General features: G+C 65.3%; 23 protein-coding genes. 11 read left to right on the top strand and 12 right to left on the bottom strand.

All coding sequences use genetic code 11. From position 1 onward, the window contains the following. Positions 1-36 precede the first annotated feature (36 nt). From murD to XdyCFBP7245_RS04405, 4 genes are read right to left on the bottom strand one after another with little or no spacing between them, the layout of a single operon-like run. Positions 37-1,446: a UDP-N-acetylmuramoyl-L-alanine--D-glutamate ligase gene (gene murD / locus XdyCFBP7245_RS04420; protein ID WP_104614562.1), complete on the bottom strand. Its 1,410-nt coding sequence runs from the start codon at positions 1,444-1,446 to the stop codon at positions 37-39. After that, the gene (gene murL / locus XdyCFBP7245_RS04415; RefSeq protein WP_104614561.1) at positions 1,427-2,782 is read right to left on the bottom strand and encodes a UDP-N-acetyl-alpha-D-muramoyl-L-alanyl-L-glutamate epimerase; all 1,356 of its coding nucleotides are present in this window, start codon (positions 2,780-2,782) and stop codon (positions 1,427-1,429) included. Before murL ends, murD begins: the two co-directional genes overlap by 20 nt. After that, positions 2,779-3,243, bottom strand: coding sequence for a hypothetical protein (locus XdyCFBP7245_RS04410; protein ID WP_104614560.1), 465 nt, complete (start codon positions 3,241-3,243; stop codon positions 2,779-2,781). Before XdyCFBP7245_RS04410 ends, murL begins: the two co-directional genes overlap by 4 nt. Continuing rightward, complete coding sequence (locus tag XdyCFBP7245_RS04405; RefSeq protein WP_104614559.1) at positions 3,227-5,836, bottom strand: bifunctional aspartate kinase/diaminopimelate decarboxylase; 2,610 nt, start codon at positions 5,834-5,836, stop codon at positions 3,227-3,229. Before XdyCFBP7245_RS04405 ends, XdyCFBP7245_RS04410 begins: the two co-directional genes overlap by 17 nt. Positions 5,837-6,016: 180 nt before the next feature. On the opposite strand from XdyCFBP7245_RS04405, the gene XdyCFBP7245_RS04400 reads away from it, so the two are divergent. Both XdyCFBP7245_RS04400 and XdyCFBP7245_RS04395 read left to right on the top strand, forming a co-directional pair. Continuing rightward, positions 6,017-6,895, top strand: coding sequence for a PhzF family phenazine biosynthesis protein (locus XdyCFBP7245_RS04400; RefSeq protein WP_104614603.1), 879 nt, complete (start codon positions 6,017-6,019; stop codon positions 6,893-6,895). Positions 6,896-6,926: 31 nt separating this feature from the next. Then, positions 6,927-7,808: a PhzF family phenazine biosynthesis protein gene (locus XdyCFBP7245_RS04395; protein ID WP_104614558.1), complete on the top strand. Its 882-nt coding sequence runs from the start codon at positions 6,927-6,929 to the stop codon at positions 7,806-7,808. Positions 7,809-8,082: 274 nt separating this feature from the next. On the opposite strand, the gene XdyCFBP7245_RS04390 is transcribed toward XdyCFBP7245_RS04395, so the two are convergent. From XdyCFBP7245_RS04390 to XdyCFBP7245_RS04370, 5 genes are all read right to left on the bottom strand, one after another. Next, the gene (locus XdyCFBP7245_RS04390) at positions 8,083-8,685 is read right to left on the bottom strand and encodes a glycine zipper 2TM domain-containing protein (RefSeq protein WP_170068507.1); all 603 of its coding nucleotides are present in this window, start codon (positions 8,683-8,685) and stop codon (positions 8,083-8,085) included. Positions 8,686-8,837: 152 nt separating this feature from the next. After that, entirely contained in the window at positions 8,838-9,272 is a 435-nt protein-coding gene (locus XdyCFBP7245_RS04385) for an OsmC family protein (protein WP_005992502.1), read from the bottom strand. A gap of 437 nt (positions 9,273-9,709) precedes the next feature. After that, on the bottom strand, positions 9,710-10,657 hold the full coding sequence (locus tag XdyCFBP7245_RS04380) for an aspartate carbamoyltransferase catalytic subunit (RefSeq protein ID WP_104614556.1): 948 nt from the start codon (positions 10,655-10,657) through the stop codon (positions 9,710-9,712). 13 nt (positions 10,658-10,670) lie between these two features. Then, positions 10,671-11,138 carry a Holliday junction resolvase RuvX gene (ruvX, locus tag XdyCFBP7245_RS04375; RefSeq protein WP_104614555.1) on the bottom strand — a complete coding sequence of 156 codons (468 nt, stop codon included), beginning with the start codon at positions 11,136-11,138 and terminating at the stop codon, positions 10,671-10,673. Then, positions 11,131-11,697 carry a YqgE/AlgH family protein gene (locus XdyCFBP7245_RS04370; protein ID WP_046962721.1) on the bottom strand — a complete coding sequence of 189 codons (567 nt, stop codon included), beginning with the start codon at positions 11,695-11,697 and terminating at the stop codon, positions 11,131-11,133. The genes ruvX and XdyCFBP7245_RS04370 overlap by 8 nt, the downstream gene beginning before the upstream one ends. A 79-nt stretch (positions 11,698-11,776) precedes the next feature. Between XdyCFBP7245_RS04370 and XdyCFBP7245_RS04365 the strand changes: the two genes are divergently transcribed. Genes XdyCFBP7245_RS04365 through XdyCFBP7245_RS04355 form a run of 3 tightly spaced genes read left to right on the top strand, consistent with a single transcriptional unit; the run spans position 11,777 to position 15,383 of the window. Next, a complete protein-coding gene (locus XdyCFBP7245_RS04365; RefSeq protein WP_104614554.1) occupies positions 11,777-13,621 on the top strand; it encodes a DUF4153 domain-containing protein in 1,845 nt (614 codons plus the stop codon). Then, positions 13,618-14,157, top strand: coding sequence for a DNA-3-methyladenine glycosylase I (locus XdyCFBP7245_RS04360; RefSeq protein ID WP_104614553.1), 540 nt, complete (start codon positions 13,618-13,620; stop codon positions 14,155-14,157). Before XdyCFBP7245_RS04365 ends, XdyCFBP7245_RS04360 begins: the two co-directional genes overlap by 4 nt. Positions 14,158-14,198: 41 nt before the next feature. Next, positions 14,199-15,383 carry a hypothetical protein gene (locus XdyCFBP7245_RS04355; RefSeq protein WP_244907762.1) on the top strand — a complete coding sequence of 395 codons (1,185 nt, stop codon included), beginning with the start codon at positions 14,199-14,201 and terminating at the stop codon, positions 15,381-15,383. A 429-nt stretch (positions 15,384-15,812) separates the two neighbouring features. Here XdyCFBP7245_RS04355 and XdyCFBP7245_RS04350 read toward each other — a convergent pair whose 3' ends face one another. From XdyCFBP7245_RS04350 to XdyCFBP7245_RS04340, 3 genes are all read right to left on the bottom strand, one after another. Then, on the bottom strand, positions 15,813-16,487 hold the full coding sequence (locus tag XdyCFBP7245_RS04350) for a YitT family protein (RefSeq protein ID WP_170068513.1): 675 nt from the start codon (positions 16,485-16,487) through the stop codon (positions 15,813-15,815). 271 nt (positions 16,488-16,758) lie between these two features. Further along, positions 16,759-17,889, bottom strand: coding sequence for a PilT/PilU family type 4a pilus ATPase (locus tag XdyCFBP7245_RS04345; RefSeq protein ID WP_104614551.1), 1,131 nt, complete (start codon positions 17,887-17,889; stop codon positions 16,759-16,761). Positions 17,890-18,016: 127 nt separating this feature from the next. Continuing rightward, positions 18,017-19,054: a type IV pilus twitching motility protein PilT gene (locus XdyCFBP7245_RS04340; RefSeq protein WP_104614550.1), complete on the bottom strand. Its 1,038-nt coding sequence runs from the start codon at positions 19,052-19,054 to the stop codon at positions 18,017-18,019. Positions 19,055-19,380: 326 nt separating this feature from the next. Here XdyCFBP7245_RS04340 and XdyCFBP7245_RS04335 point away from each other — a divergent pair, with 326 nt between their 5' ends. From XdyCFBP7245_RS04335 to XdyCFBP7245_RS04310, 6 genes are all read left to right on the top strand, one after another. Beyond that, on the top strand, positions 19,381-20,073 hold the full coding sequence (locus XdyCFBP7245_RS04335; protein WP_104614549.1) for a YggS family pyridoxal phosphate-dependent enzyme: 693 nt from the start codon (positions 19,381-19,383) through the stop codon (positions 20,071-20,073). 54 nt (positions 20,074-20,127) lie between these two features. After that, positions 20,128-20,982 carry a pyrroline-5-carboxylate reductase gene (gene proC, locus XdyCFBP7245_RS04330; RefSeq protein WP_170068506.1) on the top strand — a complete coding sequence of 285 codons (855 nt, stop codon included), beginning with the start codon at positions 20,128-20,130 and terminating at the stop codon, positions 20,980-20,982. Between the two features lie 527 nt (positions 20,983-21,509). Continuing rightward, positions 21,510-21,932, top strand: coding sequence for an HU family DNA-binding protein (locus XdyCFBP7245_RS04325; protein WP_104614547.1), 423 nt, complete (start codon positions 21,510-21,512; stop codon positions 21,930-21,932). Between the two features lie 123 nt (positions 21,933-22,055). Then, a complete protein-coding gene (locus tag XdyCFBP7245_RS04320; protein WP_386261238.1) occupies positions 22,056-22,664 on the top strand; it encodes a M23 family metallopeptidase in 609 nt (202 codons plus the stop codon). A gap of 91 nt (positions 22,665-22,755) precedes the next feature. Further along, the gene (locus tag XdyCFBP7245_RS04315) at positions 22,756-23,058 is read left to right on the top strand and encodes a DUF3861 family protein (RefSeq protein WP_170068505.1); all 303 of its coding nucleotides are present in this window, start codon (positions 22,756-22,758) and stop codon (positions 23,056-23,058) included. A gap of 211 nt (positions 23,059-23,269) precedes the next feature. Next, positions 23,270-23,656: a hypothetical protein gene (locus XdyCFBP7245_RS04310; protein WP_104614600.1), complete on the top strand. Its 387-nt coding sequence runs from the start codon at positions 23,270-23,272 to the stop codon at positions 23,654-23,656. Positions 23,657-23,700: the final 44 nt, after the last annotated feature.

The following is a 23,700-nucleotide window of genomic DNA, read 5'->3' as shown; positions in this document are numbered from 1 at the left end:
CGAGGCGCGCACGCGATGGCGTGACAGCCAGAGGTCTTACTGCACGCCCAGCCCGGGGATGGCACTGATCGCCACCGGGTCGAATCCGGCCAATTGCGCGAAATGCCGGCCGCGTGCAACGTAATCGCGGTAGGCACCGAAGCTGGGCGCGCCCGGCGACAGCAGCACCACACCGCCCTGTGCACCCAGCGCATCACGTGCCAGTTGCATGGCGTGTTCCAGATCAGTGGCGGCGTGCAGCCCGAAACGGCCGGTGACGGCCAGTGGATCCAGCAGTGCATGGATACGCGGGCCGTTGGCGCCCATGGTGACGATTTCCAGCGGCGCCTGCTGCGCCATCTGCGCGGCAAACTCCTGCCAATCCAGCCCGCGGTCATGCCCGCCGACCAGCAAGGCGACGCGCCGCTGCGCAAAACAGGCAAGCGCGGCCAACGAGGCATGCGGTGTCGTGCTGATCGAATCGTTGACGTAGCTGATGCCGTCCACGCTGCCGAGTAGCTGCAGGCGATTGGGCAACGGACGAAAGCTTAGCGCTGCCGGTGCCAGCGCTGCGGCATCCAGGCCCAACGCTTCGATTGCAGCCAGCACCGCGCACAGATTGCGGCGATTGTGTTCGCCAGGCAGCGGCACGTTGGCGGTATCGAAGATGGCCTGCTCGCCGCGATACACCACCTCGCCGCGCAGATGCCAGCCATCGGCATGATTGAACCAGCGCACTTCGCTGTCCGGCAGCTGCAACCCGCGCAACAGCGGATCAGCGGCGTTGAGCAAGGCGATCCGCGGCCGCCCTTCGGTCACCAGCGACAGCTTGTCGCGCACATAGCGCGCCTCATCGCCATGCCAGTCCAGATGTTCGGGAAACAGGTTCAAGACCACGGCCAGTTGTGGTCGCGCGCCGCTGCGCCCGACCTCGCCGGTCTGGTAGCTGGACAACTCGATCGCCCAGTACGCCGGCGGCGGTTGCGGTGCCAGCACTTCCAGCAACGGTTGGCCGATATTGCCGACCAGGGCGGTGCGATGCCCGGCGCTGCGCAACAGGTGCGCCAGCAATGCGGTGGTGGTGCTCTTGCCCTTGGTGCCGGTCACGCAGATGGTGCCGGTCACATCGCCGTCGGCCTGCGCGTGTTCGGCAAACCACAACGCGGTGCCGCCGATGAACTGCGTGCCGTGCGCAGCAGCGGCCGTGAGTGCTTCGGCGCGATACGGACTGATGCCCGGCGACTTCACCACGACCTCGAAGCGGCCCAGCGCCTGCGCGCTGGCATCGGTTTCCACCTGCAACGCCGCATCGGCCAATGCATCCAGCTCACGCGCTTCTTCGGCGTTGCAAAAGACCGTCAGCGGTTGCGTGGGCAAGGCACTGCGCAGCGCGCGATAGGCAGCGCGTCCCTCACGCCCCCACCCCCACAACGCAACCGCCCTGCCCTCAAGCTGCGAAATTCGCACGCACGCGCTCCCACAGCGCCGAAGGAATGCGGTGCTCGCCATCGATGGCCATCAGCGGATCAAGTTGCAGGTCCTGCGCATCCAGCTGCGGCTGGATCTCACGGATGAAACGCGTCACCAACGCGTCTTCTTTCCACTCCGCGCGCGTTGCCAGCAGCGCCATCGCCGCACGCGATTCGCGGCCTTCGCCCACGCATTCGAATGGCTTGTGGTCCTGAAATTCCAGCAGCGCATCGTAGCCGCCGGCCTGGCTGGCATCGTCGAGCAGATTGCGCCCGAAGATTCTGACCAGACGCGTCTTGGGCATGAACGGCGCCAGCGCCAGGAACACGAAATGGCATTTGGGGCACACGCCGCACCAGCGGTGCACCGGGCGCTCGCCCATGATGTGGAAGTTGCGATTACAGCTGGAGAAATGCGCGTCGTAGTGATCGGTCTTGGCGAACTGCCGCGCCACCGCCAGCTCCGACAGCGGCCGCAGCAACGAGTAATAACGCAGATCGGCCGCCACATGCCGCTGCACATACGCACCGAAGGCCTGCTCGAATGCCCAGCCCTTGGACCACTGGTGATTGACCTCCCCGGTGCCGGGAATCTGGCTGCCGTAGCTGGCCGAGCGTTCGTTGGAGAACACCACCTGATCCACGCCGGTCAGCAACGCCGACAGCACCAGAATGGCCGAGTTCACTGCCGTCACCGGGATATGCCCGTTCCACGCACCCTGGCGGTTGAGCTCGAACAACTCCGGCGCCAGCACGCGGCCGATGTTGAGCACCGGCAGGCCGGTGCGCTCGGCACAGGAGCGGATCAGTTGCGAGCCGCCGATCCAGCTGACGGTCTGCGCGATGCCGGCATGCCGTAATGCTTCGATGCTGACCAGCGAATCCTTGCCGCCACCGATGGCCACCAATGCATGCTCGCGCAGGTCCAACACAGGCGCCTGCGCAGCAGCCTGCGCAGTCACCGGAAAGGTGATCTTGCCGTGCAGATTCAAGCCATTGCGGTAGGCGAATTCGCCCAAGCCGTGCAGATACACGCTTTCCACCAGCGCGGCGGTGTCGGCATCGATGCTGTAGCTGTCGATGGCGATGGTCGGCGGCACCGCGGCCTTGTAGTAACTCACGCCCGCAATGAGATGTAGCAGCTGCAAAGCCTGTTGCACGGCAGCGGCACGCGCGCCATCCAGCACGAACGGCGCACCGGGAACGGCAACGGTTTCCACCAGTTCCGGACCCTGGTCGAAGGCATACACCAGCGTCGCCACGCCGGTCTGCGCGTCGAGTGCGCAGCGCACGAAACGGAAGGTGGAAATCTGGTGTTTGTCGAAAGCGCTCATGGACTACCTGCAAGAACCCGTTGCCGACGCAGATAGCGTCGGCACAGGGCATATTCAATCATGGAAAACGGCACCGCAGCCCACAGCAGCGGCAGGCAGCCGATGACGAACAACAGCAGCATCACTTGCGAGCCGATCACCCGCGCATCGCCAGTGACCGCCAACGCCACCAGCAGATACAGCAGCAACGCCGGCAGATAGCTGAGCGCGCTCAACACCACCGTACGCACTGCCATGCCGCCGGCATGCTGCGCGGGCGCGGAAGCTCGCCTATCGCGCCGACGCTGCCAGAACGCCGCGCTCCATGCGCCAACGCCGGCCGCTACCAGCGCCGGCAGCACCCACTTCAGGCTGTCGGCCCACTGCACCCGCTGGCCGGCCATGTCGATGACAGTGGAAAACACCATCGACACGCCACCGGCCAGCGTGCTGAGCAAGACGAACTCAGCCAGCGGGCGCATCGATCACCTCTTCGCGCGGCAGTTCGCGCTGGTTGTAGGTGCTGGCCATCGAATAGCCGTACGCACCGGCATCGGCCACCAGCACCACATCGCCCGGAGCAGTGGCAGCCGGCAGACGGCGGCGCTTGCCGAACACGTCCGACGACTCGCAGATCGGGCCGACGATATCGAAACCGCCATCGGCCACGGCATCGAGCCGGCTGAGGTTTTCGATGTCGTGCCAGGCGTCGTACAGCGCCGGGCGGATCAAGGTGTTCATGCCCGCATCCAGCCCTACGCGCTGCACGCCATCCTTTTCGATCACCTGGGTGACGCTGGCCAGCAACACGCCGGCTTCGGCCACCAGATACCGGCCCGGCTCGATCGCCAGGCGGTAGCCCGGATGCACCGCCTTGACCTCGGCCAGCCCCTTGGCCCATACGTCCAGATCGAACGGCTCGTCTTCGGCGCTGTACGGAATCGGCAGACCGCCGCCGATATCGATGGTGTCCACCGTGCCGATGCGGCGCGCGAAACCGGCCAGTTCGTCGTACATCATGCGCCAGTGCTCGCCGGTCTCCACGCCACTGCCCAGATGCGCATGCACACCGGTGATGGTGACTTCCAGCGTGCGCGCGACCTCGACGAACTCGTCCACACGCGTGGACGACAGGCCGAACTTGGACGCCTTGCCGCCGGTGTTGACCTTCTCGTGATGGCCATCGCCATGCCCCAGGTCGATACGCAGCCAGACATTGCGGCCGCGGAATACCTCCGGCCAATTGCGCAACGCTTCGACGTTGTCCACGGTGACGGTCACGCCCAATGCAAACGCTGCCTCGTATTCGGCCTTGGGCGCAAAGCTCGGGGTGAACAGCACGCGGCGCGGCGACAGCTCCGGCAAGGTCTGGAACACACGGCGCAATTCGCCGTGAGACACGCATTCCAGCCCGAAACCGGCCTGTTCCAGCGCGATCAGAATCGCCGGATGCGCATTGGCCTTGATTGCGTAATAGCGTTGATCCACCGCCGAAATCTGCGCCAGCGCATGCGCGCGCGCACGCACGGTGGGCAGGTGATACGCATAGCGCGGCGTGCCGGCCTTGGCCAGCGACAGCAGATGCGCACGCTCGGCATGCCACCACGGCGTCGGACGCGGACGCACCGAGCCGATGATCTCGCGCCAGCGCGGGCCGAACACCTCGCCTTCGCTGACCGGCATCGCGCCGCTGTCGATCAACTCGGCATGCAAAATCGGCAACAGGCCATCGGCGTCGGCTTCGTCGATGACGAAGGTCAGGTTCAAGTCGTTGGACGACTGCGAAATCATGTGCACGCGTTCCTGCCCGAACGTGGCCCACACGTCCGACAGTTTGTGCAGCAACGAGCGCATGCCGCGGCCGACCAGGGTGATCGCCGCGCAAGGAACAATAATCTTGACCTTGCAGATCTGCGACAAGTCCGCCGACAACGCCGCCAGCACATCGGTGTTGACCAGATTCTCGGACGGGTCCAGCGACACGGTGACGTTGGTTTCGGCCGAGCCGATCAAATCCACCGACAACCCATGCTTCTTGAACAAGGTAAACACGTCGGCCAGAAAGCCCACCTGCTGCCACATGCCGATGCCTTCCATCGACACCAGCACGATGCCGTTGCGGCGGCTGATCGCCTTGACGCCGAGCACCGGTTCGGCATTGCCGTCGATGCTGGTGCCGGGCAACTCCGGGCGCTCGGTATCCAGGATCGCCATCGGCACCCCGGAATCGCGGCACGGTTTGATCGAGCGCGGATGCAGCACCTTGGCGCCGGTGGTGGCGATTTCCTGCGCTTCGTAATAGTCCAGGCGAGTCAGCAAGCGCGCGTCCGGTACTTCCTTCGGGTTGGCGCTGAACATGCCAGGCACATCGGTCCAGATTTCCACGCGGCTGGCACCGAGCAGCGCACCGAAATACGCCGCCGACGTATCCGAGCCGCCACGACCGAGAATCGCAGTACCGCCATCGGCGTGCCGCGAAATGAACCCTTGGGTGATCAGCAAGCGCGTGGGCTGCGCATCGAAGCGCGTGCGCCAGTCCGCATCGGACTGCCACTGGCACGACACCGACAAGCGCTTGGACCATTCGCTCTGATTGGGCTGCGGCGGCAATGCCGACAACCACTGCCGCGCGTCCAGCCAGCCCATATCCAGGCCGTTGGCATGCAGATACGCCGCACCGATGGTGGAAGACAGCAATTCGCCCTGCCCCAGCACCTCGGCCTGCCAATCGAGCGTGCGCGTGGCAGCGCGCGCATCGGCAACCAAGGCATGCAAGGCGGCCAGCCGCTCGCCGAGGACCGCATCCGCATCGAGCTCAAGCTCGGCAAGAAACTCGCGATGGCGGTGTTCCAGCGCTGCCACGCGCTGTGCGCTATCGGCGGCGCCATCGGCAATGGCGGTGAGTTCGTTGGTCACGCCCGAGAGCGCGGACACCACCACCAGCACGCGGCCGCCGGTTTCGTTCGCCCGTTTGCTCGCCAGTTTTCCAATCGTGTCCCAGCGATGACGACGCGACACCGAGGTGCCGCCGAACTTGAGGACGATCCAACGATCGGTAGAGTGGGGAGCTGACATGGAGTAGGCGTTTATGATGGGGGAAAGAAGCCGGGATGCCGGGCGGAACCTCCGATTCTACTGCCAATGGCGCGCCTCTGGCCCCGCGTGCGGTCGCACTCCGCAGCGCCGCTCTGCATCGCGGCACCGGTTTGCGCTGCAACCATCCGCAATGTTCCTACCACCGAGATCGCACCGCGCATGAGCAAGCACCGCTACCTGCAACTGGATGTCTTCGCCAGCCGCACCGGCTCCGGCAACCCGCTGGGCGTGGTGTTCGACGCGGGCGCGCTGTCAACTGAGCAGATGCAGCAGATCGCCGCATGGCTGAACCTGTCGGAGACGGTCTTTTTCGTGCCGGTCAGCGTGCCGGATGCCGACTATCACATCCGCATTTTCACCCCGCGCGCGGAACTGCCGTTTGCCGGCCATCCCAGCGTCGGCGCGGCGTGGGCCGCCGCAACGCACGGGCTGACCGCATACAAGGCCGATGGCCGGCTGCACCAGCAATGCGCGGCCGGCGTGCTGCCGGTGGACGTGTTCGACCGCCACGGCGCCTTGCAGGTGCGGCTGCGCGCGCCACGCGCGCACATCGTCGCAACCGGCGACACCCACGCGGCGGCAGTGCAGGCAGCTAGCGCCGGATTGCAGATAGCGCAGCATCCCCCAGAACTCTGGAACAACGGCCCGAACTGGTGGCTACTGGAGCTGGCCGACGCGGCGGCGGTGCGCCAGGCCGCGCCGGATCTTGCCGCGATTACCCGCCTGACCCAGGCCAGCGCCGCCACCGGGCTGGCGATTTATGCCCCTGTGCAGGACGGCGACGCAGATCTGGTGGTGCGCGCGTTCTGCCCTGGCGACGGCATCCCCGAAGATCCGGTCACCGGTAGCGCCAATGCCTGCATCGCCGCGCGCCTGCATGGCGAGAACCGCCTGCCCGGCGAGGCCTCGCGTTACATTGCCAGCCAGGGCCGCGAGGTCGGCCGCGATGGCCGCATCCAGATGGAAGTGGACGACACAGGCGAGGTCTGGATTGGCGGAACGACGCTGCAGGTGATCGACGGCCGCATCGATTGGTAAGCTGCCGCGCCCTGTTCGCGGATCCGCCACCATGACCACCCGCCGTTTCCTGCAACTGGATGTGTTCTCCGCCCGCCCCGGCAGCGGCAATCCGCTGGCGGTGGTGCTGGATGCGCAGGGTCTGGACGACGCGGCGATGCAGGCGATCGCCCGCTGGACCAAGTTGCCGGAAACCACTTTTGTGTTTCCCGCAGCCGATGCGCACAGCAGCTACCGGCTACGGATGTTTTCGCCGCAAAAAGAGGTTCCCTTCGCCGGCCACCCCAGCGTGGGCACAGCGCATGCGGTGCTCGACGCCGGGCTGGCCGCGCCAGACGATGGCCTGCTGGTGCAGGATGGCATTGCCGGCCAGTTGCCGCTGCGCGTGGAGCAGATCGATGGCCACCGCAGCATCGCCATCCGCACGCCGTGCGCGCGCGTTGCCGAACAGGTGGACGCCGACGACTCGCGCCTGCGCGATGCACTGCATGGCTGGTCGCTCGGCACCCTGCCGCCCGCGCTGATGGATGGCGGCCGCACCTGGTGGGTCGTGGAGCTGGTCAGCGAAGCGGCATTGCGCAGCCTGCAGCCGAGCTGGGACGCGATCGCAGCACTGGCCGAATCCACCGGCAGCATGGGCGTATTCGCCTACGCGCGTGCTGCCAACGCCGGCAGCTACGATCTGGCGGTGCGCGCCTTTGTGGGCAATGGCCGACGTTTTGAAGACGCCGCGTCCGGTGCGGCCAATGCCGTGCTCGCGGCCTGGCTGGACAGCCGCCACGCGCTGCCCGGCAAGGAGCGGCGCTACGTGGTCAGCCAGGGCCGCGAGATCGGCTTCGATGCCTTGCTGGAACTGCGCATCGACAGCAACGGCGACGTGTGGTCGGGCGGCCAGGTACAGACGGTGATTCGCGGGACCTTGGACTGGGGCTAAGCGTTGCGGGCATCACGGTCCACGCGGAGCCTGATGCAGGTATTCCAAGGTAAAACCGGGAAACTTCTTTAGCGCTGCGAACTCGCCCCGATCACCACCCAACGCACGGCGCACCTGCGTTTGGCGGCACAACCCAGACGTATTTGCAGTCTGTCGAATGCGAGGTGCCATCAAGCACGATCCGCAAAATATTCGCCTACTGCATGGCGCACAACACAAAAAACGCTGCGGTCTCCCGCAGCGTTTCTTTTAAAACCAGCCCAGACGCAATCAATCAGTCGGGGCGGACATCCACGCGCACACGGATCCGGTCACCCGGGTTGTAATCGCTGCGCGTGTGGTAAGTACGGCCCGCGTATTCGTACGTCACATCGTAGCCATCCACACGCTCGCGCGTGGTGCGGTACGCCACCGGCTCGCAGACGCTGACGTTGCCTTGATAGGTGCGGTGGTTGGCCTCGTAGATCGAGCGGCCCGCCGCCACGCCGGCCATGGTGCCGACGGCGGTGCCGACCAGACGTCCGTTACCGCCACCGACCTGGCTGCCGAGCACCGCACCGGCGATACCGCCGATGACGCTGGCAACGCCGCGGTTGGACGCATTGGGCGATCCATAACTGCCGCCATCGCGGTAGTAGCCATCATTGCTGGTGTAGTAGCCGTCGGACGGGCGGTTGTAGCAGCGCTCGCTGCTACGTTCATTGTAGGAGTCGGACACGATGATCGGGTCCACGCGTACGACGCGTGCGTATTCGTAACGACCGTCCTCGTAGCTGCCACGCGCGTTGTCGCGGTAGCCGCTGTCGTAGCGCTGCGCCGTTGCATTGCCCGCCACGGCCAGACCCATTACCAGAGCACCAAGCACAAGAGTTTTCATTGCGGCAGCTTCACAGGGAGGACACGCAGCCGATGCTCGGCCTGTTGCGGTGAAACCGCCCTGAACCGAACAGGCCGTACAAAGGCCTATTCAGGTTGCCGCCAGCTGCGCGCGCCGGCATGCCCGCCGACGCTCCGCAGCCTTGACACGCATCAGTTGGAAAATTCGCTTTCCAGGCTGATCGGCACCGCGCTCAGCGCCTTGGACACCGGGCAATTCTTCTTGGCGGTATCGGCCAGCTCGCGGAACTTGGCTTCGTCGATCCCCGGCACCACCGCCTTGAGCTTCAGACGGATCTGCGACAGCTGCGGGCCGCCTTCCATCGACAGGTCGACGTCTGCGCGGGTGTCCAGCGAGGTCGGCGGAAAGCCGGCTTCGGTCAGCTGCGCCGACAGCGCCATGGTGAAGCAGCCCGCGTGCGCGGCCGCGATGAGTTCTTCCGGATTGGTGCCCTTCTCGTCGCCGAAACGGCTGCTGAAGGCGTAGCGGGTGTTGTCCATCAAACCGCTCTGCGGCGTGCTGAGCTGACCCTTGCCGGTCTTGAGGTCGCCTTCCCAGTGAGCGGTGGCGTGACGCGAAATACCCATTGCGATCTCCTGCGATTGAAAGGGACCGCCACCTTAGGCCAGCGGGTGTTAGGGCTTGGTGCTTGTTGCGGGGAATCGGGAATCGCAAGAGCGTGCACTGCCACACGAATTTGGTCGCGCGGCTAACGTCAGGTTGGCGGCGACTGAAGACAAGCGACGAGCAGCGGCAACGGGATGCATCGCGAAGGAGGCGCTGCATCGGTACGGCGGAGCTCGATTTGGACGATAGGCCACGTGCGGCTGGTGGCTGCGCAGCGATGCTGGCGGGCTCCTATGCTCGAAGACATGACAGCGCCGGGATACGTGCCTGCGTGCAGAAAAAGAGCGGGCGCTGCGACGGCTGTCGCTGCGCCCGGTGTTCGGTGTTCGGTGTTCGGTGTTCGGTGGATCTTTCGCAGGCACTGCGCGCGCGGTGCCTGCGAGCGCAGTGCGGGCAATCAGCCCAGCAGGGTTTCCAGCACCGCCATGCGCACGGCGACGCCGTTGGCCACCTGGCGCAGCACGCACGATTGCGCGCCGTCGGCGACCTCGTCGGTGATTTCCACCCCGCGGTTGATCGGACCCGGATGCAGCACCGCGGCATCGCGGCCGGCGCGCGCCAGACGCTCGCGGGTCAGCCCGTAGTCGCTGTGGTAGTGCTCCAGCGACGGCACCAGGCCTTCTTCCATGCGCTCGCGTTGCAGGCGCAGCATCATCAGGGCGTCGGCGCCTTCCAGCATGGCGTCGAAATCCTGGCCGACCACGCAGCCGTCCAGCATGTCGTCATCGGGCAGCAGGCTGGCCGGGCCGCACACGCGGATCTCGCCAGCGCCCAGCGTGCGCAGTGCATGCAGGTCCGAGCGCGCCACACGCGAGTGCTTCACGTCGCCGACGATCACGACCTTGAGCTTGGAAAAATCGGTGCCCTTGGCCTGGCGCAGGGTCAGCATGTCGAGCAAGCCCTGGGTGGGATGCGAACTGCGGCCGTCGCCGGCGTTGATCAACGCGGTGCCCTCGCCTGCGGCAGCGGCCAGCGCTTCCACCGCACCGTCATCCGGGTGGCGCACGACAAAGCCACGCACGCCCATCGCTTCGAGATTCTTCAAGGTGTCGCGCGCGGTCTCGCCCTTGCGAGTGGAGGAGGTGGACGCATCGAAATTGAGCACGTCCGCGCCCAAGCGCTGCGCGGCGAGATGGAATGAACTGCGCGTGCGCGTGGACGGTTCAAAAAACAGCGTGCACACCGCAGTGCCGGCCAGCACGCTGCGCTTGCCGACCCGGCCGACCGCGGCATCGCGGATCTGGCCGGCACGGTCGAGCAGTTGCAGCAGCGTGGTGCGCGGCAGTCCTTCCAGGGTGAGCAGGTGACGCAGGCGTCCGTCCGAATCGAGTTGCATGGTGGTCATCGCAGGTCGGGAATCAAGGGAGAAGAGTGGCTTGGTCGGGCGCGGCCAACCAGCGTTCGACGATCACGGCCGCCGCCATGGCGTCCAGCGCGTCGGCGTCGCGGCGGCGCTTGCGCCCATCGGCGCGTTCGCGCGCAAACCGCTGCGCGGCTTCGACCGAACTGGAGCGCTCGTCGATCAGCACGACCGGCAGCGCATAGCGCGCGCGCAATTGCCGGGCGAAGGCATGCGCGCGTTTGCGTGCAGGTTGGTCCTTGTCGTCCAGGGTGAGCGGGTCGCCGACCACCAGGCCGTTCGGCTGCCATTCCTTGTGCACGCGATCCAGCGCGACCCAGTCCGGGCCGTTGTCATGCACATTGATGACCGCGACCGCACGCGCACCGGCGCCGAGCGGGGTACCGACCGCCACACCGATCCGGCGCGACCCCACGTCGAAGCCCAGCACCGTGCCATCGGGGCGGAGTGCGCCCGCCTCAGGCATGCCCGGAATAATCCGTGAGCCGGAACAGGTCCACGCCGATGCGCCCGGCAGCGGTCTGCCAGCGATCTTCCAGCGCGGTGGCAAACAGCACGTTGGCATCCGATGGCGCGGTCAGCCAGCTGTTCTCGCCAAGTTCGAACTCCAGTTGGCCCGCGCCCCAGCCCGCGCAGCCCAGCGCCACCAGCGCATTGCGCGGGCCTTCGCCGGCGGCCATGGCTTCGAGAATGTCGCGCGACGTGGTCAGGAACACACCCTGCCCCACTTCCAGGCTGGAATCCCATTCGCGCGCATCGTCGTGGATCACAAAACCGCGCTCCGGGTGCACCGGCCCGCCGCTGAGCACGATCTGCTCGCGCAGCTGCGCATCGTCGGTGTCGATGCCCATTTGCGACAGCACTTCGCCCAATGTGTACTCGGACGGCCGGTTGACCAGCACGCCCATCGCGCCGTTTTCGTCGTGCTGACAAATCAGCGCGACGCTGCGCGAAAAGGTGGGATCGGACAGCGCCGGGAGCGCGATCAGCAGTTGGTTGGCCAGAGGCGTGGGCAAAACAGACATGGCCGCATTCTAGCCGTTCGTTCCGCCGCGCGCAGGGCCGCTGCCATACTTGCCGCCTATTGCATGCCAAGGACCGACGATGCTGCCTACACCTGGAACCGTACCCGCGCGCTCCGACACGCCACTGCCCCGCCAGACCCGCGTCTTGATCGTACTGGTGGCGCTCTTGCAGGGCGGCCTGCTGTATCTGGCCGCAGCGGGACAACAACAGGGCGTGTGGCCCTTCACCGAACTGGGCGCCCGAATCTGCTGGTACACCGTGGTGGCGATCGTACCCAGCCTGGTACTGCTGAGCGTGCAGGATCTTCGCGACTGGCGCCTGTGGCAGCACGTGGCAGCAAGTACGCTGGTGTTGGCTGCCCTGGGCAGCTGGGCGGCGTGGAGCAGTACTGGCGCGCCGGCCCTGCAGGTCGCGCGGGTGCTTGGTCCGTTCGGCTTCACCATCACGGTCGGCTGGTTCGTCGCGCTGCCCTGGATGCAACATCGGCAGCTGCACGGCCATTGGCGGGCGGGCTACCACGACCTGTTCGAATACGCCTGGCAGAACGGCCTGACCCTGGCACTGGCGCTGTTGTTCGTGGGCGTGTGCTGGATGGTGCTGGGGCTATGGGCCAGCCTGTTCGCGCTGGTCAAGATCAGGTTCTTTGCCGAACTGTTCCGCGAACAGGCGTTCGCCTACCTGGCGACCGGCGCCATCACCGGGCTGGGCATCCTGATCGGGCGGACCCAGCACCGCGCGGTGCAGGTGATGCGGCAGATCCTGTTCGCCCTCTGCACCGGGCTGCTCCCGCTGCTGGCCGGCATCGCGCTGCTGTTCCTGCTGGTGCTGCCGTTTACCGGGCTGCAGGCGCTCTGGCAGACCCGTTCGGCGGCGTCGATCCTGCTGAGCCTGGTGTTCGGGCTAGTGTTGTTCACCAACGCCGTGTACCAGGATGGCAGCGGGCTGCCGCCGTATCCGCGCTGGTTGCGTCGGATGATCGAGGCCGGCTTGCTCAGCCTGCCGCTGCATGCGGCGCTGGCCGCCTACGCGGTGGGTCTGCGCATTGCGCAGCACGGCTGGACCAGCGAACGCATCTGCGCGGCGTTGCTGGCCGCGCTGGCGCTGGCATATGCCATGGCCTATGCGTTCGCGGTGCTGCGGCCGCGCGCCGATCGTTGGCTACCGCAGCTGGCCGGCGGCAACATGGCGCTATCGTGGGTGGTGATCGGGCTGGCAGTGCTGGTCAATACACCGCTGCTCGACCCGTATCGCATCACCGTGCAGAGCCAGATGCAGCGCCTTGCCAACGACACGCCCGAGACCCTGCAACAGAATCTGGAATTTCTGCGTTTCGACAATGGCCGCCGCGGCTATCTGGCCGTGCAGTCGCTGCGCGCGACGCCCCCCTTTGCTGGCAGCCCGGAGCGCAAGCAAAAGCTGGAGCAGTTACTGGCACGCACCAGCCGCTGGGCAGGCAGTGAGACAGTAGAAGACCAGAAGGACAAACAGCTGACCGACCTGACCCAAATCCGCAAGCACGTCACCGTAGCCGCCGGCCAGGCAGAGCCGCCAGCGGACTGGTGGCACTACCTGGTGCGGTCCAAGATGCTCTGGGGCGCCTGCACGCAGGGCAACAGCAACTGCGTTGTCAGCAGCAGCGACCTCGATGGCGACGGCGAGCTCGATGTGCTGTTGTGCAATCTCGGCGCCGACTATGTGGTTGCTTGCGAGCTGCAGACCCGCAACGGCGGTGGTTGGTATCAAGCCGGTACGGCAAAGCTCTACTCCCTGGACGGCGCGGCCATGAGCGAAGTGAGCCAAGCGCTGCGCAATGGTCAGCTACAGACGCGGCCCAATCGCTGGCCGGACCTGGCGCTGCCTGGAGGCCGACGCATCCACATCACACCCAACGAAGTAGGCATCCGGCCGGAACCTCACCCATGAGCGGCTACTGCAGCATCGCGCCCGGCCACCCGGTGCACGGGCATTACCACGACCACGAATATGGATTTCCGCAGCGCGAAGAACGCGAACTGTTCGAACGCCTGGTGCTGGAAATCAATCAGGCCGGCCTGAGTTGGGAAACCATCCTGCGCAAACGCGGCAATTTTCAGCAGGCGTACAACCGGTTCGATGTGGATACCGTCGCGGCCTATGGCGACACCGAGATTGCGCGCTTGATGAGCGACGCCGGCATCATCCGCAACCGTCTGAAAATCCTGGCGGCCATCCACAACGCGCAGGTCATCCAGACCTTGCGCCGTTCGCATGGCAGTTTTGCGCAATGGCTGGATGCGCAGCATCCGCTCGACAAGCCGGCCTGGGTGAAACTGTTCAAGAAGACGTTCCGCTTCACCGGCGGCGAAATCACCGGCGAATTCCTGATGAGTCTGGGCTACCTGCCCGGCGCACATCACGCGCAATGCCCGGCGTTCAAACGCATCGCCAAACTCAAACCGGCCTGGATGCAGGCAGCATGAGCGCGCGGATGTTCAAGCACGGAGGCAGACACGCTTTCGGCATGCTGCCATCGCCTGTGTCGGCAAGGACACGCAACGGCTGCCTGCTCGTGCTCGTCGCCCATGCCGGGCTGGTTTTCCAGGCACATGCGGCCCCGCCAACCACCGCGACGGTCTCGCAGGTACTGGAACAATTGCGGCGCGAAATCGTCGCCGAGCCAATCGGCAACCCCATCCCGATCGATACCGTGCTGCAGCGCCATGCCGACACCACCGGGCTCAGCTTCGATCTCGGCAGGCCGGACGACAGCGACGATGCCGAAGCACCCCCAGCCGTGCAGCCAGTGGGTGTGACAGATGCGGAGTGGCTGGCAGTGCAGGCTTACCGCAGCACCAGTGCCAGTGCAGAGAACGACATCGCTGAAAATGGCAATCACCACTACACATTGGCCGACCTGGACGAAGACGGTCAGCGCGATCTGATAGACGATGCATATGTCGGCGGCACCGGACTCTTCAACGACATCTCCGTGCTGCGCTACGACCGCGCGCAGGGCTTCCGCCCGGCAGTCGCCACTGCAGTTGACGCAGATGGCACGCCCGGCAGCTTCAGCATCAACGGCCGCGGCAGCGATCAGGCCTTGTACTGGCTGCGCATCGATGGCAAAAGCTACGCGGCCTACCGCGATGGCGATTATTTTCAGGATACGGTGACGGTATCGCGCCCGTTGTCCTTGCCCGGCGAACGCGTGGAGACGCAAGTACTGCAGGTGCGCTATCGCTACCGGCACACGCTGGCGACACCATCGCGCCAAGCAGCCAGTGCCACCGCCGAAGAACAACAGGCATCGCACTGGCTGGCGCAACACCCGCAACTACAGGCAGCCGTCAACGCGCAGCTGCAGCAGCTTGCGTTCGCACCGGACGGCACGCAGCGTGCACCGGACCCTGCTGCACGCTGCCCGGCGCAGACCAGCGGCGATCCCGACGAAGCCGATCAATGGCCCTGGCACGATGCGGGCCACTACACCTTCGACTATGTCGCCGACTTTCGTGTGCGGCGCGGCCAGGCGTGCTACAGCGCCAGCATTGTGGCCTTTCGCAGCAGCTATCTGACCTCCCCCGAAGGGTGTTGTGCGCTGTGGTTGTACGACGCTCCCGGCACTCAAGTCGCGACCCTGCCGCTGGGTTCAAGACGCGAGCGAGCCAGCGTGGCGGTGGTAACCGCGACTACGCAGCCAGAGTAGCCACCGAACGTGGCCGTGGAGACTGCGAGCGCTGCTTGATGCTGTCCAGGCCAGCTGCCACGCGATGGCGATGCGTCCAATGTCAGCGCTGACTTCGTCTCTCCAGGCCTGCATGGCGATGCGCAACGCTACGCCAGCAGTGATAGCGACGCCGCGCTGGGTCGCGAGGCAACCTGCATCGAGGCCTGGCACGTGGCGAGGAACCGGACGATCTGGCCCGCATGGGCGCATGCGCACCCAAACACGCAGTGCGCAGTGCTACGTCGACAACGGCATGACGTGCATGCGCTCTTCGGCGCACGCAGGCTGATGCAACGCTTGAACTTGCACACCGATTGCCGGTGGAACCCGGGCACCACGGGTTATCGGTAAAGCTGCATCGCGCCCAGGTGCGCTCCTACATGGGGAACGACGACGTCGCCTGGCAGATCACACGCCCATGTAACGGTGCGGGCGGTGGTTGAACATCAGCACCAGGCTCAGCATCAGCGCGCCTAGCGCCGAATACAGCACCTTGTCCGGTGTCAGCACGAAGAAGGCGACCAGCATCAGCATGGCATCGAAGCTCATCTGCACCTTGCCTGCGCTCCAGCCGCGTTCGCGCTGCAAATACACCGCCAGGATGCCGATTCCGCCCAGGCTGCCGCGGTGGCGAATGAAGAACAGGATACCCAGCCCGGCCAGCGCGCCGCCGACAATGGCCGCAAACGCGGTGCGCATGTGCGCGTATTCGGCCCAGCGCGGCAGCAGGTCGGTCAAGGCGCCGCAGGCACCGACCGCGGCGAAGGTCTTCAGGGTGAATTCCCAGCCCATGCGGCGCACGCTCAACCAGTAGAACGGCAGGTTGACCAGCACGAACACCAGGCCAAAATTCCAATGCAACGCGTAGTGCAGCAGGAAGGCGACACCGGCCATGCCGCCGATCATCAGCCCGCCCTTGGCGAAGATCGCCAGGCCGAGCGAGGCCACCAGCGTGGCGAGCACCATGCCCTGCACGTCCTCGGCCACCGAATGATGATGCGCGTGGTCGTCGGCCGTGGTTCCCGCCGAATCCGGCGGTGGCGTCAACGGCCCGGAGGTGACCACGGTGCCGTCGTCGGGCAACGGTTCTTGCTCCGGACGGAGATCGGAATCGGGAAGGCTCACGGGTTTGGGGGTGCAATGAGGTGCGATATTAGACACTATCGGCCACCCTGGTTACATCTGAAACAGCAGCGATACCGCCTCTCCAGTGCGGGACGCGTGCGTTACCACAGGGGAATCGCGTCTACAAAAAAAGCGCCCGATGCGGGGCGCCGTTTTGATCAAGCACTGCAGACCACCGCGCCAGGCGCTGGCCGCAGCCGGTGCAAGCGCTGCGGCAACAGACGACGCATTACCGAACTTCGGCAATCTCCACGCCATCCATCCCCTGCGACAGGGTCTTGGCATCGCCGCCCTGCGAGAGCTTGATGCGCAGGCGCACTTCGTTCTGCGAGTCGGCATAGCGCAGCGCGTCTTCGTAGCTGATTTCGCCGGCCTGATACAGCTCGAACAGGCTCTGGTCGAAGGTGCGCATGCCCAGGTTGGTGGACTCCTTCATGATCTCCTTGAGCTTGTGGATCTCGCCGTCGCGGATGTAGTCCTGCACCAGCGGTGTGCCGAGCATGATCTCCATCGCCACGCGGCGGCTGCGCCCATCCGGGGTCGGAATCAGTTGCTGCGCCACCACACCCTTGAGGTTCAGCGACAGATCCATCAGCAGCTGATTGCGGCGGTCTTCCGGGAAGAAGTTGATGATGCGGTCCATCGCCTGGTTGGCATTGTTGGCGTGCAGCGTGCACAGCACCAGGTGGCCGGTTTCGGCGAAGGCGATCGCGTGGTCCATGCCCTCGCGGGTGCGCACCTCGCCAATCATGATCACGTCCGGCGCCTGGCGCAGGGTGTTTTTCAGCGCGTTTTCCCAGCTATCGGTATCGATGCCGACTTCGCGCTGGGTGATGATGCAGCCTTCGTGCTTGTGCACGAATTCGATCGGGTCTTCGATGGTGATGATGTGCCCGGTGGAATTCTGGTTGCGGTAACCGATCATCGCCGCCAGCGAGGTCGACTTACCGGTACCGGTGGCGCCCACGAAAATGATGATGCCGCGCTTGGTCATCGCCAGCGTCTTGATCACCGGCGGCAGGCTCAGCTCTTCCACGGTGGGAATGCGCGTCTCGATCCGACGCAGCACCATGCCCACCTGATTGCGCTGATAGAAGCAGCTCACACGGAAACGCCCGACCCCGGACACGCCGATGGCGAAGTTGCACTCGTGGGTCTTTTCGAACTCTTCGCGCTGCGACGGCGTCATCACGTTCAACACCAGATCGCGGCTCTGCTGCGCGGTCAACGGCGTCTGCGTGATCGGGCTGATCTTGCCGTTTACCTTGATCGCCGGCGGCATGCCGGAGGTGATGAACAGATCCGACGCCTTCTGATGCGCCATCAGCTTGAGGAAGGAGGTGAAGTCGATGGTGCTCATGGCGTGCTCCCTTGGAGCCGGGAATTGGGAATCGAGAATCGGGAATTGGAAAATCTGCAAGCCAGGAGCCGGAACCAGTCAGGGGCGCGCTCTTGCGATTCCCCATTCCCGATTCCCGATTCCCGAATCACTCAAATACCCGCTTGTCCTTGGCGTAATCGCGGGCCTGATTGCGCGTGATCAGGCTGCGCTTGACCAGGTCCTGCAGATGCTGATCCAGCGTCTGCATGCCGTACTGCTGGCCGGTCTGGATCGACGAATACATCTGCGCCACCTTGTCTTCGCGGATCAGGTTACGGATCGCCGGGGTGCCGACCATGATTTCCCAGGCCGCGGTGCGCCCGCCGCCCACTTTCTTGAGCAATGCCTGCGAAATCACCGCGCGCAGGGATTCGGACAGCATCGAGCGCACCATGGGCTTTTCGCCAGCCGGGAACACGTCGATGATGCGGTCGATGGTCTTGGCCGCCGAGCTGGTGTGCAGGGTGCCGAACACCAGGTGGCCGGTTTCTGCGGCGGTGAGCGCCAGGCGGATGGTTTCCAGGTCGCGCAACTCGCCGACCAGGATGATGTCCGGGTCTTCGCGCAAGGCCGAGCGCAGCGCTTCGTTGAAACCGTGCGTATCGCGGTGCACTTCGCGCTGATTGATCAGGCACTTCTGCGAGGTGTGCACGAATTCGATCGGATCCTCGACGGTGAGAATGTGGCCGTATTCGTTCTTGTTGATGTAGTCGATCATGCCGGCCAGCGTGGTCGACTTGCCCGAACCGGTCGGGCCGGTGACCAGGATCAGACCCTGCGGCTGGTCGATCAGCTGGCGGAAGATCGGCGGGCAGCCCAGGTCTTCCAGCGTCAGCACTTCGGAGGGAATGGTGCGGAACACCGCACCGGCGCCACGGTTCTGGTTGAATGCGTTGACGCGGAAGCGCGCCAGCGAGGGAATCTCGAACGAGAAGTCGACCTCGAGGAATTCTTCGTAATCGCGCCGCTGCTTGTCCGACATGATGTCGTACACCAGCGCGTGCACCTGCTTATGGTCCAACGCCGGAATATTGATGCGACGGACATCGCCATCGACACGGATCATCGGCGGCAGCCCTGCAGACAGGTGCAGGTCCGATGCCTTGTTCTTGACAGAAAACGCCAATAGTTCAGCGATATCCATGCGCTGCTTTTCCCCTAGGCTGCGATTGGAAGGTACTCCCCGACCGGCAGTATAGCGTTCTGGCTGCTGGCGGGAAGCGGCGTTGCGCCGGTTCAGGTCGGCAGCGCCGCGCGGGGCTGAAGGCGTTGTTTTCGGGCGTGGCCGGGCACGGCGCTTGCCTGTCTCGGCTACAGCCAGGCTGGCTTGCGCATGCAGCAGCTGCCCCTTCCACCTCACCGCAGCGCTACTGCCTTCAAGCGCTACCGCCGTCAGCGCGGTCACGGCGCGCTGGAAGGAAGCCAGCGGCGGCGGCACACTAGCGCTCCTGTCTCTTTCTGGATCGCCACGTGCCGGCTTCGTCGCTGCAGCAGATTCTCGATGCCATCCATGCCGCAGCAGCCGAGCATGCGCGTACCGACGTCCGGTTACTGGCGGTGTCCAAGACCAAACCGGCCGATGCCGTCGCCGCATTGGCGGCGCAGGGCCAGCGTGCCTTCGGCGAAAACTACGTACAAGAGGCGCAGGCCAAGATTGCCGCGCTGCACGAGCTGGGGCTGGAATGGCACCTGATCGGCCACCTGCAGTCCAACAAGGCCGATATCGCCAGCCAATGCTTCGACTGGGTGCAGACGGTGGACCGCGCCAAGTTGATTCCGCTGCTGGCGCGCCACCGCCCGGACGACCGCGCGCCGTTGAATGTGCTGATCCAGGTCAATATCGATGATGAGGACAGCAAGTACGGTTGCGCGCCCGACGCCATCGACCGCCTGGCCGACGCCATCGCACTGCAACCGCGGCTGCAATTGCGCGGGCTGATGGCGATCCCGGCGCCGTTCCCGGACCAGGCGCGTCGGGCTGCGGCGTTCGCGCGCATGCAGGACCTGTTCGCGCAGCTGCAGCAGCGCCATCGGCAGGTGGACACCTTGTCGATGGGCATGAGCGCGGACTTTGCCGAAGCGATCGCGGCCGGTGCCACCATGGTGCGCGTGGGCACGGCGCTGTTCGGTGCGCGTGCGCCCTCGCCTGCCGCTTCCGCCTGATCTGCCTGGCGCATCGCTCCGAACCACTCCTACTTAGTTACTAGAGGTGCCGCAATGACCCTGCCCACGCCGCCTGCGCCATCGTCCGCCCATACCGGGCTGATCGCCTTTATTGGTGGGGGCAACATGGCGCGCAGCCTGATCGCCGGGCTGATCCGGCAAGGCGTGCCGGCTGCCAGCCTGCGCGTCGCCGAGCCGGTGGCCGAGTTGCGCAGCGGATTGTCGCGCGACTTTGGCGTGCATGTGGTCGAAGGCGCACGTGACGCGGCCGATGGCGCGGCCACCTGGGTGCTGGCGGTCAAACCGCAGGTCATGCCAAGCGTGTGCGCGCAACTGACCGGGCTCGCACACGTGCAGCAGCCGCTAGTGCTGTCGATTGCAGCCGGCATCACTGCCACACAGTTACAGCGTTGGTGCGGTGGCGACATGGCGGTGGTCCGCGCAATGCCCAACACCCCCGCGCTGCTCGGCGCCGGCGTCACCGGGCTGTATGCCACTGCACGCGTCTCCGATGCACAGCGCATTCAGGCAACCCAATTGCTGGAAAGCGCCGGGGTGACGGTGTGGATCGACGACGAAGCGCAGATGGACGCGGTGACTGCCGTTTCCGGTAGCGGGCCGGCGTACCTGTTTTTACTGGCCGAAGCGATGGAAGCGGCGGCACAGGCCCAGGGACTGCCGGCCGATACCGCGCGCACGCTGGTCCTGCAAACCCTGCTGGGCGCATCCCGCATGCTCACCGAATCGGGCGAAGCACCGCAGGTCCTGCGCGGTCGCGTAACCTCGCCCAATGGCACAACGCAAGCGGCCATCGAAACATTCCAGGCGGGCGGATTCGAAGCGCTGACAGCGCAAGCAATCGCTGCGGCGACCGAGCGCGGCCGCAGTTTGTCGGCGGCCAACGATTAGCGCGCCGCGGCTCGCCCAAACGCGTTGCTGGCTGCGTGGGGCAATCAGCGACGTGTAGCGATGATCGATGACCCGCCTCGCAAGCAGTTGCCGCTCGCCGCACGGCATCCAGTTTCAGACGTCAAGCGACCTTCCGCGCAACGTCGCGCGCGTTGCAATCGATGCCAATACGCGCCAATCGGACGATCGCGCGCGACTTCTTCGACATCGCGCGGCGATGCATGCGCCGTTGGCAGCAGAGCGGATTGCGTAATGCAGAGTCTTTTGGCATGCGCATTCCGACCGCAGCCTTGCGCAACGACCTGCTGCTCTGCGTCAGATACGGCACATGTCTGCGCGCTGCACGCGTTCCGCACTGGTTTTTACGCGCGTTTTGCGCTGCTGGTGAACGAATCCCCGTCGAAAGACGCTTTTTTGTGTTGTTTCATCGTTTGCCTATTGGCGGCGCGCAGCAGTTGCCCTACATTTCGCGTTGCCGACTGGGTCGGCAGACCCAACACCACCAACGAATACGGAACGAATACCTCATGGCAAAAACCGCCGCTAAGAAGGCTGCCCCCAAGAAGGCAGTGAAAAAAGTCGCCGCTACCAAGACCGCGAAGCCGGCCAAGGCCGCCACCAAGACCGCCGCACCGAAGCCGATCAAGGAAGCCCTGAGCAAGACCGGCCTGGTCGCGCACATCGCCGAATCCACCCAGCTGGCTCCGAAGGACGTCCGCGCCGTGCTGGCGTCGCTGGAAGCCACCGCACACGCCTCGCTGAGCAAGAAGGGCGCCGGCACCTTCACCCTGCCGGGCATGCTGAAGATCACCTCGGTCAACGTTCCGGCCAAGCCGAAGCGTAAGGGCATCAATCCCTTCACCAAGGAAGAGCAGATGTTTGCCGCCAAGCCGGCAACCTGCAAGATCAAGGTGCGCGCGATGAAGCGGCTGAAAGACGCAGCGCTGTAATCTCGCCTGCATCCTGTGTTATCGAGACGGCCTGCGGGCCGTCTTTTTTTACGCTTTTCCCGCGTCTTGTGGGCGATGCGTGTCGACACACCACGTCGTACTCATCGCCGCCAGCCTACCCTGGTGGTGAGTTCGCAACTGAGTGTGCCCATGACCGCGCCATCAACCCGCAGCCCCGCCCGACGTGTGCGTCGCCTGCTGGTTTCGATTGCCCTGCTGTGCGCGTTGGGCGTGGCCGCGCGCTGGGCCTGGCAGTCGCCGATGGCCGAACGCCTGCGCACAACCTGGGAGCTGTCGCGGATGCCGCCGCCGCAGACCCTGCAGATTCCGGTGAAAAACGTCCGCGCCCGCCAGATCGCCGACACCTTCGGTGCGCCACGCGGACGCGACCGCAGCCATGCCGGCGTGGATATTTTCGCGCCGCGCGGCACCCCTGTGATCGCCACCACCCGCGGCGTGGTCAGCGCCATTCGCGATGCCGGGCTGGGTGGGAAACAGGTCTGGGTGCTCGGACCAGCGATGGAGCGGCATTACTATGCGCACCTGGACGACTGGGCACCCGGGCTGGCCGTTGGCGATGTTGTCGAACCAGGCACCGCGCTGGGCATGGTGGGGACCACCGGCAACGCGCGCGGCACGCCGCCGCACCTGCATTACGGTGTCTATGGGCGCAACGGTGCGTACGATCCGCTGCCGCTCCTGCGTAAAACCACGCCAAAGCAACCCGACTGAGCACGTTGGAACACTGCGTCATGGCCTGCGCTATCGAGCGCGCGGCAGCCTGCGCCTATGGTGGATGCAGTCCAGGAGTGACGCGACCACCATGTCCCGAAAACGCTATCGCATTACGGTCACCCCCATCGAGAACGACGGGCGCCCATGCGACAACCGCTGCACCATCGAGTTCGAACAGCGCTCCCGCGCCGACTGGATGCGCCTGCTCGAAGAGTTGCATCTGCGCCGCGATCTGAGCAGCGACGAATGCGCCGCACTCACCGTCGGCTCGCAATTGCTGGAAGACCTGGCCGCCCGTCCACGCGCGCAACCCAGCGATGCGCTGGATGCATTACGGCCAAAGCTGCAGTTGCTGCTCGACCGCCTGCAACGCGTACACCCTGCCGCCTGAGCCACCTCGCGGCGCACCCGCCGGCTACACTGCGCGCCTCGGGGGACGGAGACGCGCCATGCGCTGGATCGCAATTGCCATATCGCTAGCCGCACTCGCAGGCTGCAGCTGTCATCGCAGTGCAGATCAAGACACGGCTGCGACAACCCGCTTGCCCACAGCACCGGCGCCGGCAGCATCCGCTGCAGCAACTGCCAACCAAGCATCCACGCTGCCTGTCGCCGACGACCCCAGCGATGCGCAAGCGCGCGCCAGCTTTGCCGAAGCAAGCGCAACCGTGCAGCGGTATCTGGGTGCACTGCCCGGCGGCGCACGCGCCGATGCCGATGCGATGTGGACCGGCGGTCGGCCATCGCCGGTGCCGGACGATGCGGTACTGCGAGGCATCGGCGATATCCGCTCGATGCGCATCAACAACGACCCGCCGGTGTCGCTGGATCAGGAACATCCGCCGCGGCGCATCGAGGTACCGGTACGTATCACCGTGCGAACGGGCTCGGGCACGCAGCAACTGGTCGGCGCCTATCGTCTGCAACCGCGCGCCGGCAGCAGCCGCTGGGAAATCTACTCGGCCACCCTGCAACCAGTGCTGCGCTAACCCGTGGTTCACCGGCACTGACTAAGGTTGTGTCACCTGTTGCC

Origin of the sequence: Xanthomonas dyei, from assembly GCF_002939865.1 — a bacterium.
GTDB lineage: Bacteria > Pseudomonadota > Gammaproteobacteria > Xanthomonadales > Xanthomonadaceae > Xanthomonas > Xanthomonas dyei.
This window is presented reverse-complemented; position numbering and strand designations above follow the sequence as displayed.

Coding starts and splice junctions, on each gene's coding strand:
- XdyCFBP7245_RS04370 (WP_046962721.1), bottom strand. CDS start 11,697: ATGTCTGTTTTGCCCACGCCTCTGGCCAACCAACTGCTGATCGCGCTC.
- XdyCFBP7245_RS04325 (WP_104614547.1), top strand. CDS start 21,510: ATGGCAAAAACCGCCGCTAAGAAGGCTGCCCCCAAGAAGGCAGTGAAA.
- XdyCFBP7245_RS04365 (WP_104614554.1), top strand. CDS start 11,777: ATGCTGCCTACACCTGGAACCGTACCCGCGCGCTCCGACACGCCACTG.
- XdyCFBP7245_RS04315 (WP_170068505.1), top strand. CDS start 22,756: ATGTCCCGAAAACGCTATCGCATTACGGTCACCCCCATCGAGAACGAC.
- XdyCFBP7245_RS04390 (WP_170068507.1), bottom strand. CDS start 8,685: ATGAAAACTCTTGTGCTTGGTGCTCTGGTAATGGGTCTGGCCGTGGCG.
- XdyCFBP7245_RS04380 (WP_104614556.1), bottom strand. CDS start 10,657: ATGACCACCATGCAACTCGATTCGGACGGACGCCTGCGTCACCTGCTC.
- XdyCFBP7245_RS04410 (WP_104614560.1), bottom strand. CDS start 3,243: ATGCGCCCGCTGGCTGAGTTCGTCTTGCTCAGCACGCTGGCCGGTGGC.
- XdyCFBP7245_RS04405 (WP_104614559.1), bottom strand. CDS start 5,836: ATGTCAGCTCCCCACTCTACCGATCGTTGGATCGTCCTCAAGTTCGGC.
- XdyCFBP7245_RS04400 (WP_104614603.1), top strand. CDS start 6,017: ATGAGCAAGCACCGCTACCTGCAACTGGATGTCTTCGCCAGCCGCACC.
- XdyCFBP7245_RS04385 (WP_005992502.1), bottom strand. CDS start 9,272: ATGGGTATTTCGCGTCACGCCACCGCTCACTGGGAAGGCGACCTCAAG.
- XdyCFBP7245_RS04355 (WP_244907762.1), top strand. CDS start 14,199: ATGCTGCCATCGCCTGTGTCGGCAAGGACACGCAACGGCTGCCTGCTC.
- XdyCFBP7245_RS04345 (WP_104614551.1), bottom strand. CDS start 17,889: ATGAGCACCATCGACTTCACCTCCTTCCTCAAGCTGATGGCGCATCAG.
- XdyCFBP7245_RS04395 (WP_104614558.1), top strand. CDS start 6,927: ATGACCACCCGCCGTTTCCTGCAACTGGATGTGTTCTCCGCCCGCCCC.
- XdyCFBP7245_RS04340 (WP_104614550.1), bottom strand. CDS start 19,054: ATGGATATCGCTGAACTATTGGCGTTTTCTGTCAAGAACAAGGCATCG.
- ruvX (WP_104614555.1), bottom strand. CDS start 11,138: ATGCCTGAGGCGGGCGCACTCCGCCCCGATGGCACGGTGCTGGGCTTC.
- murL (WP_104614561.1), bottom strand. CDS start 2,782: ATGAGCGCTTTCGACAAACACCAGATTTCCACCTTCCGTTTCGTGCGC.
- XdyCFBP7245_RS04360 (WP_104614553.1), top strand. CDS start 13,618: ATGAGCGGCTACTGCAGCATCGCGCCCGGCCACCCGGTGCACGGGCAT.
- proC (WP_170068506.1), top strand. CDS start 20,128: ATGACCCTGCCCACGCCGCCTGCGCCATCGTCCGCCCATACCGGGCTG.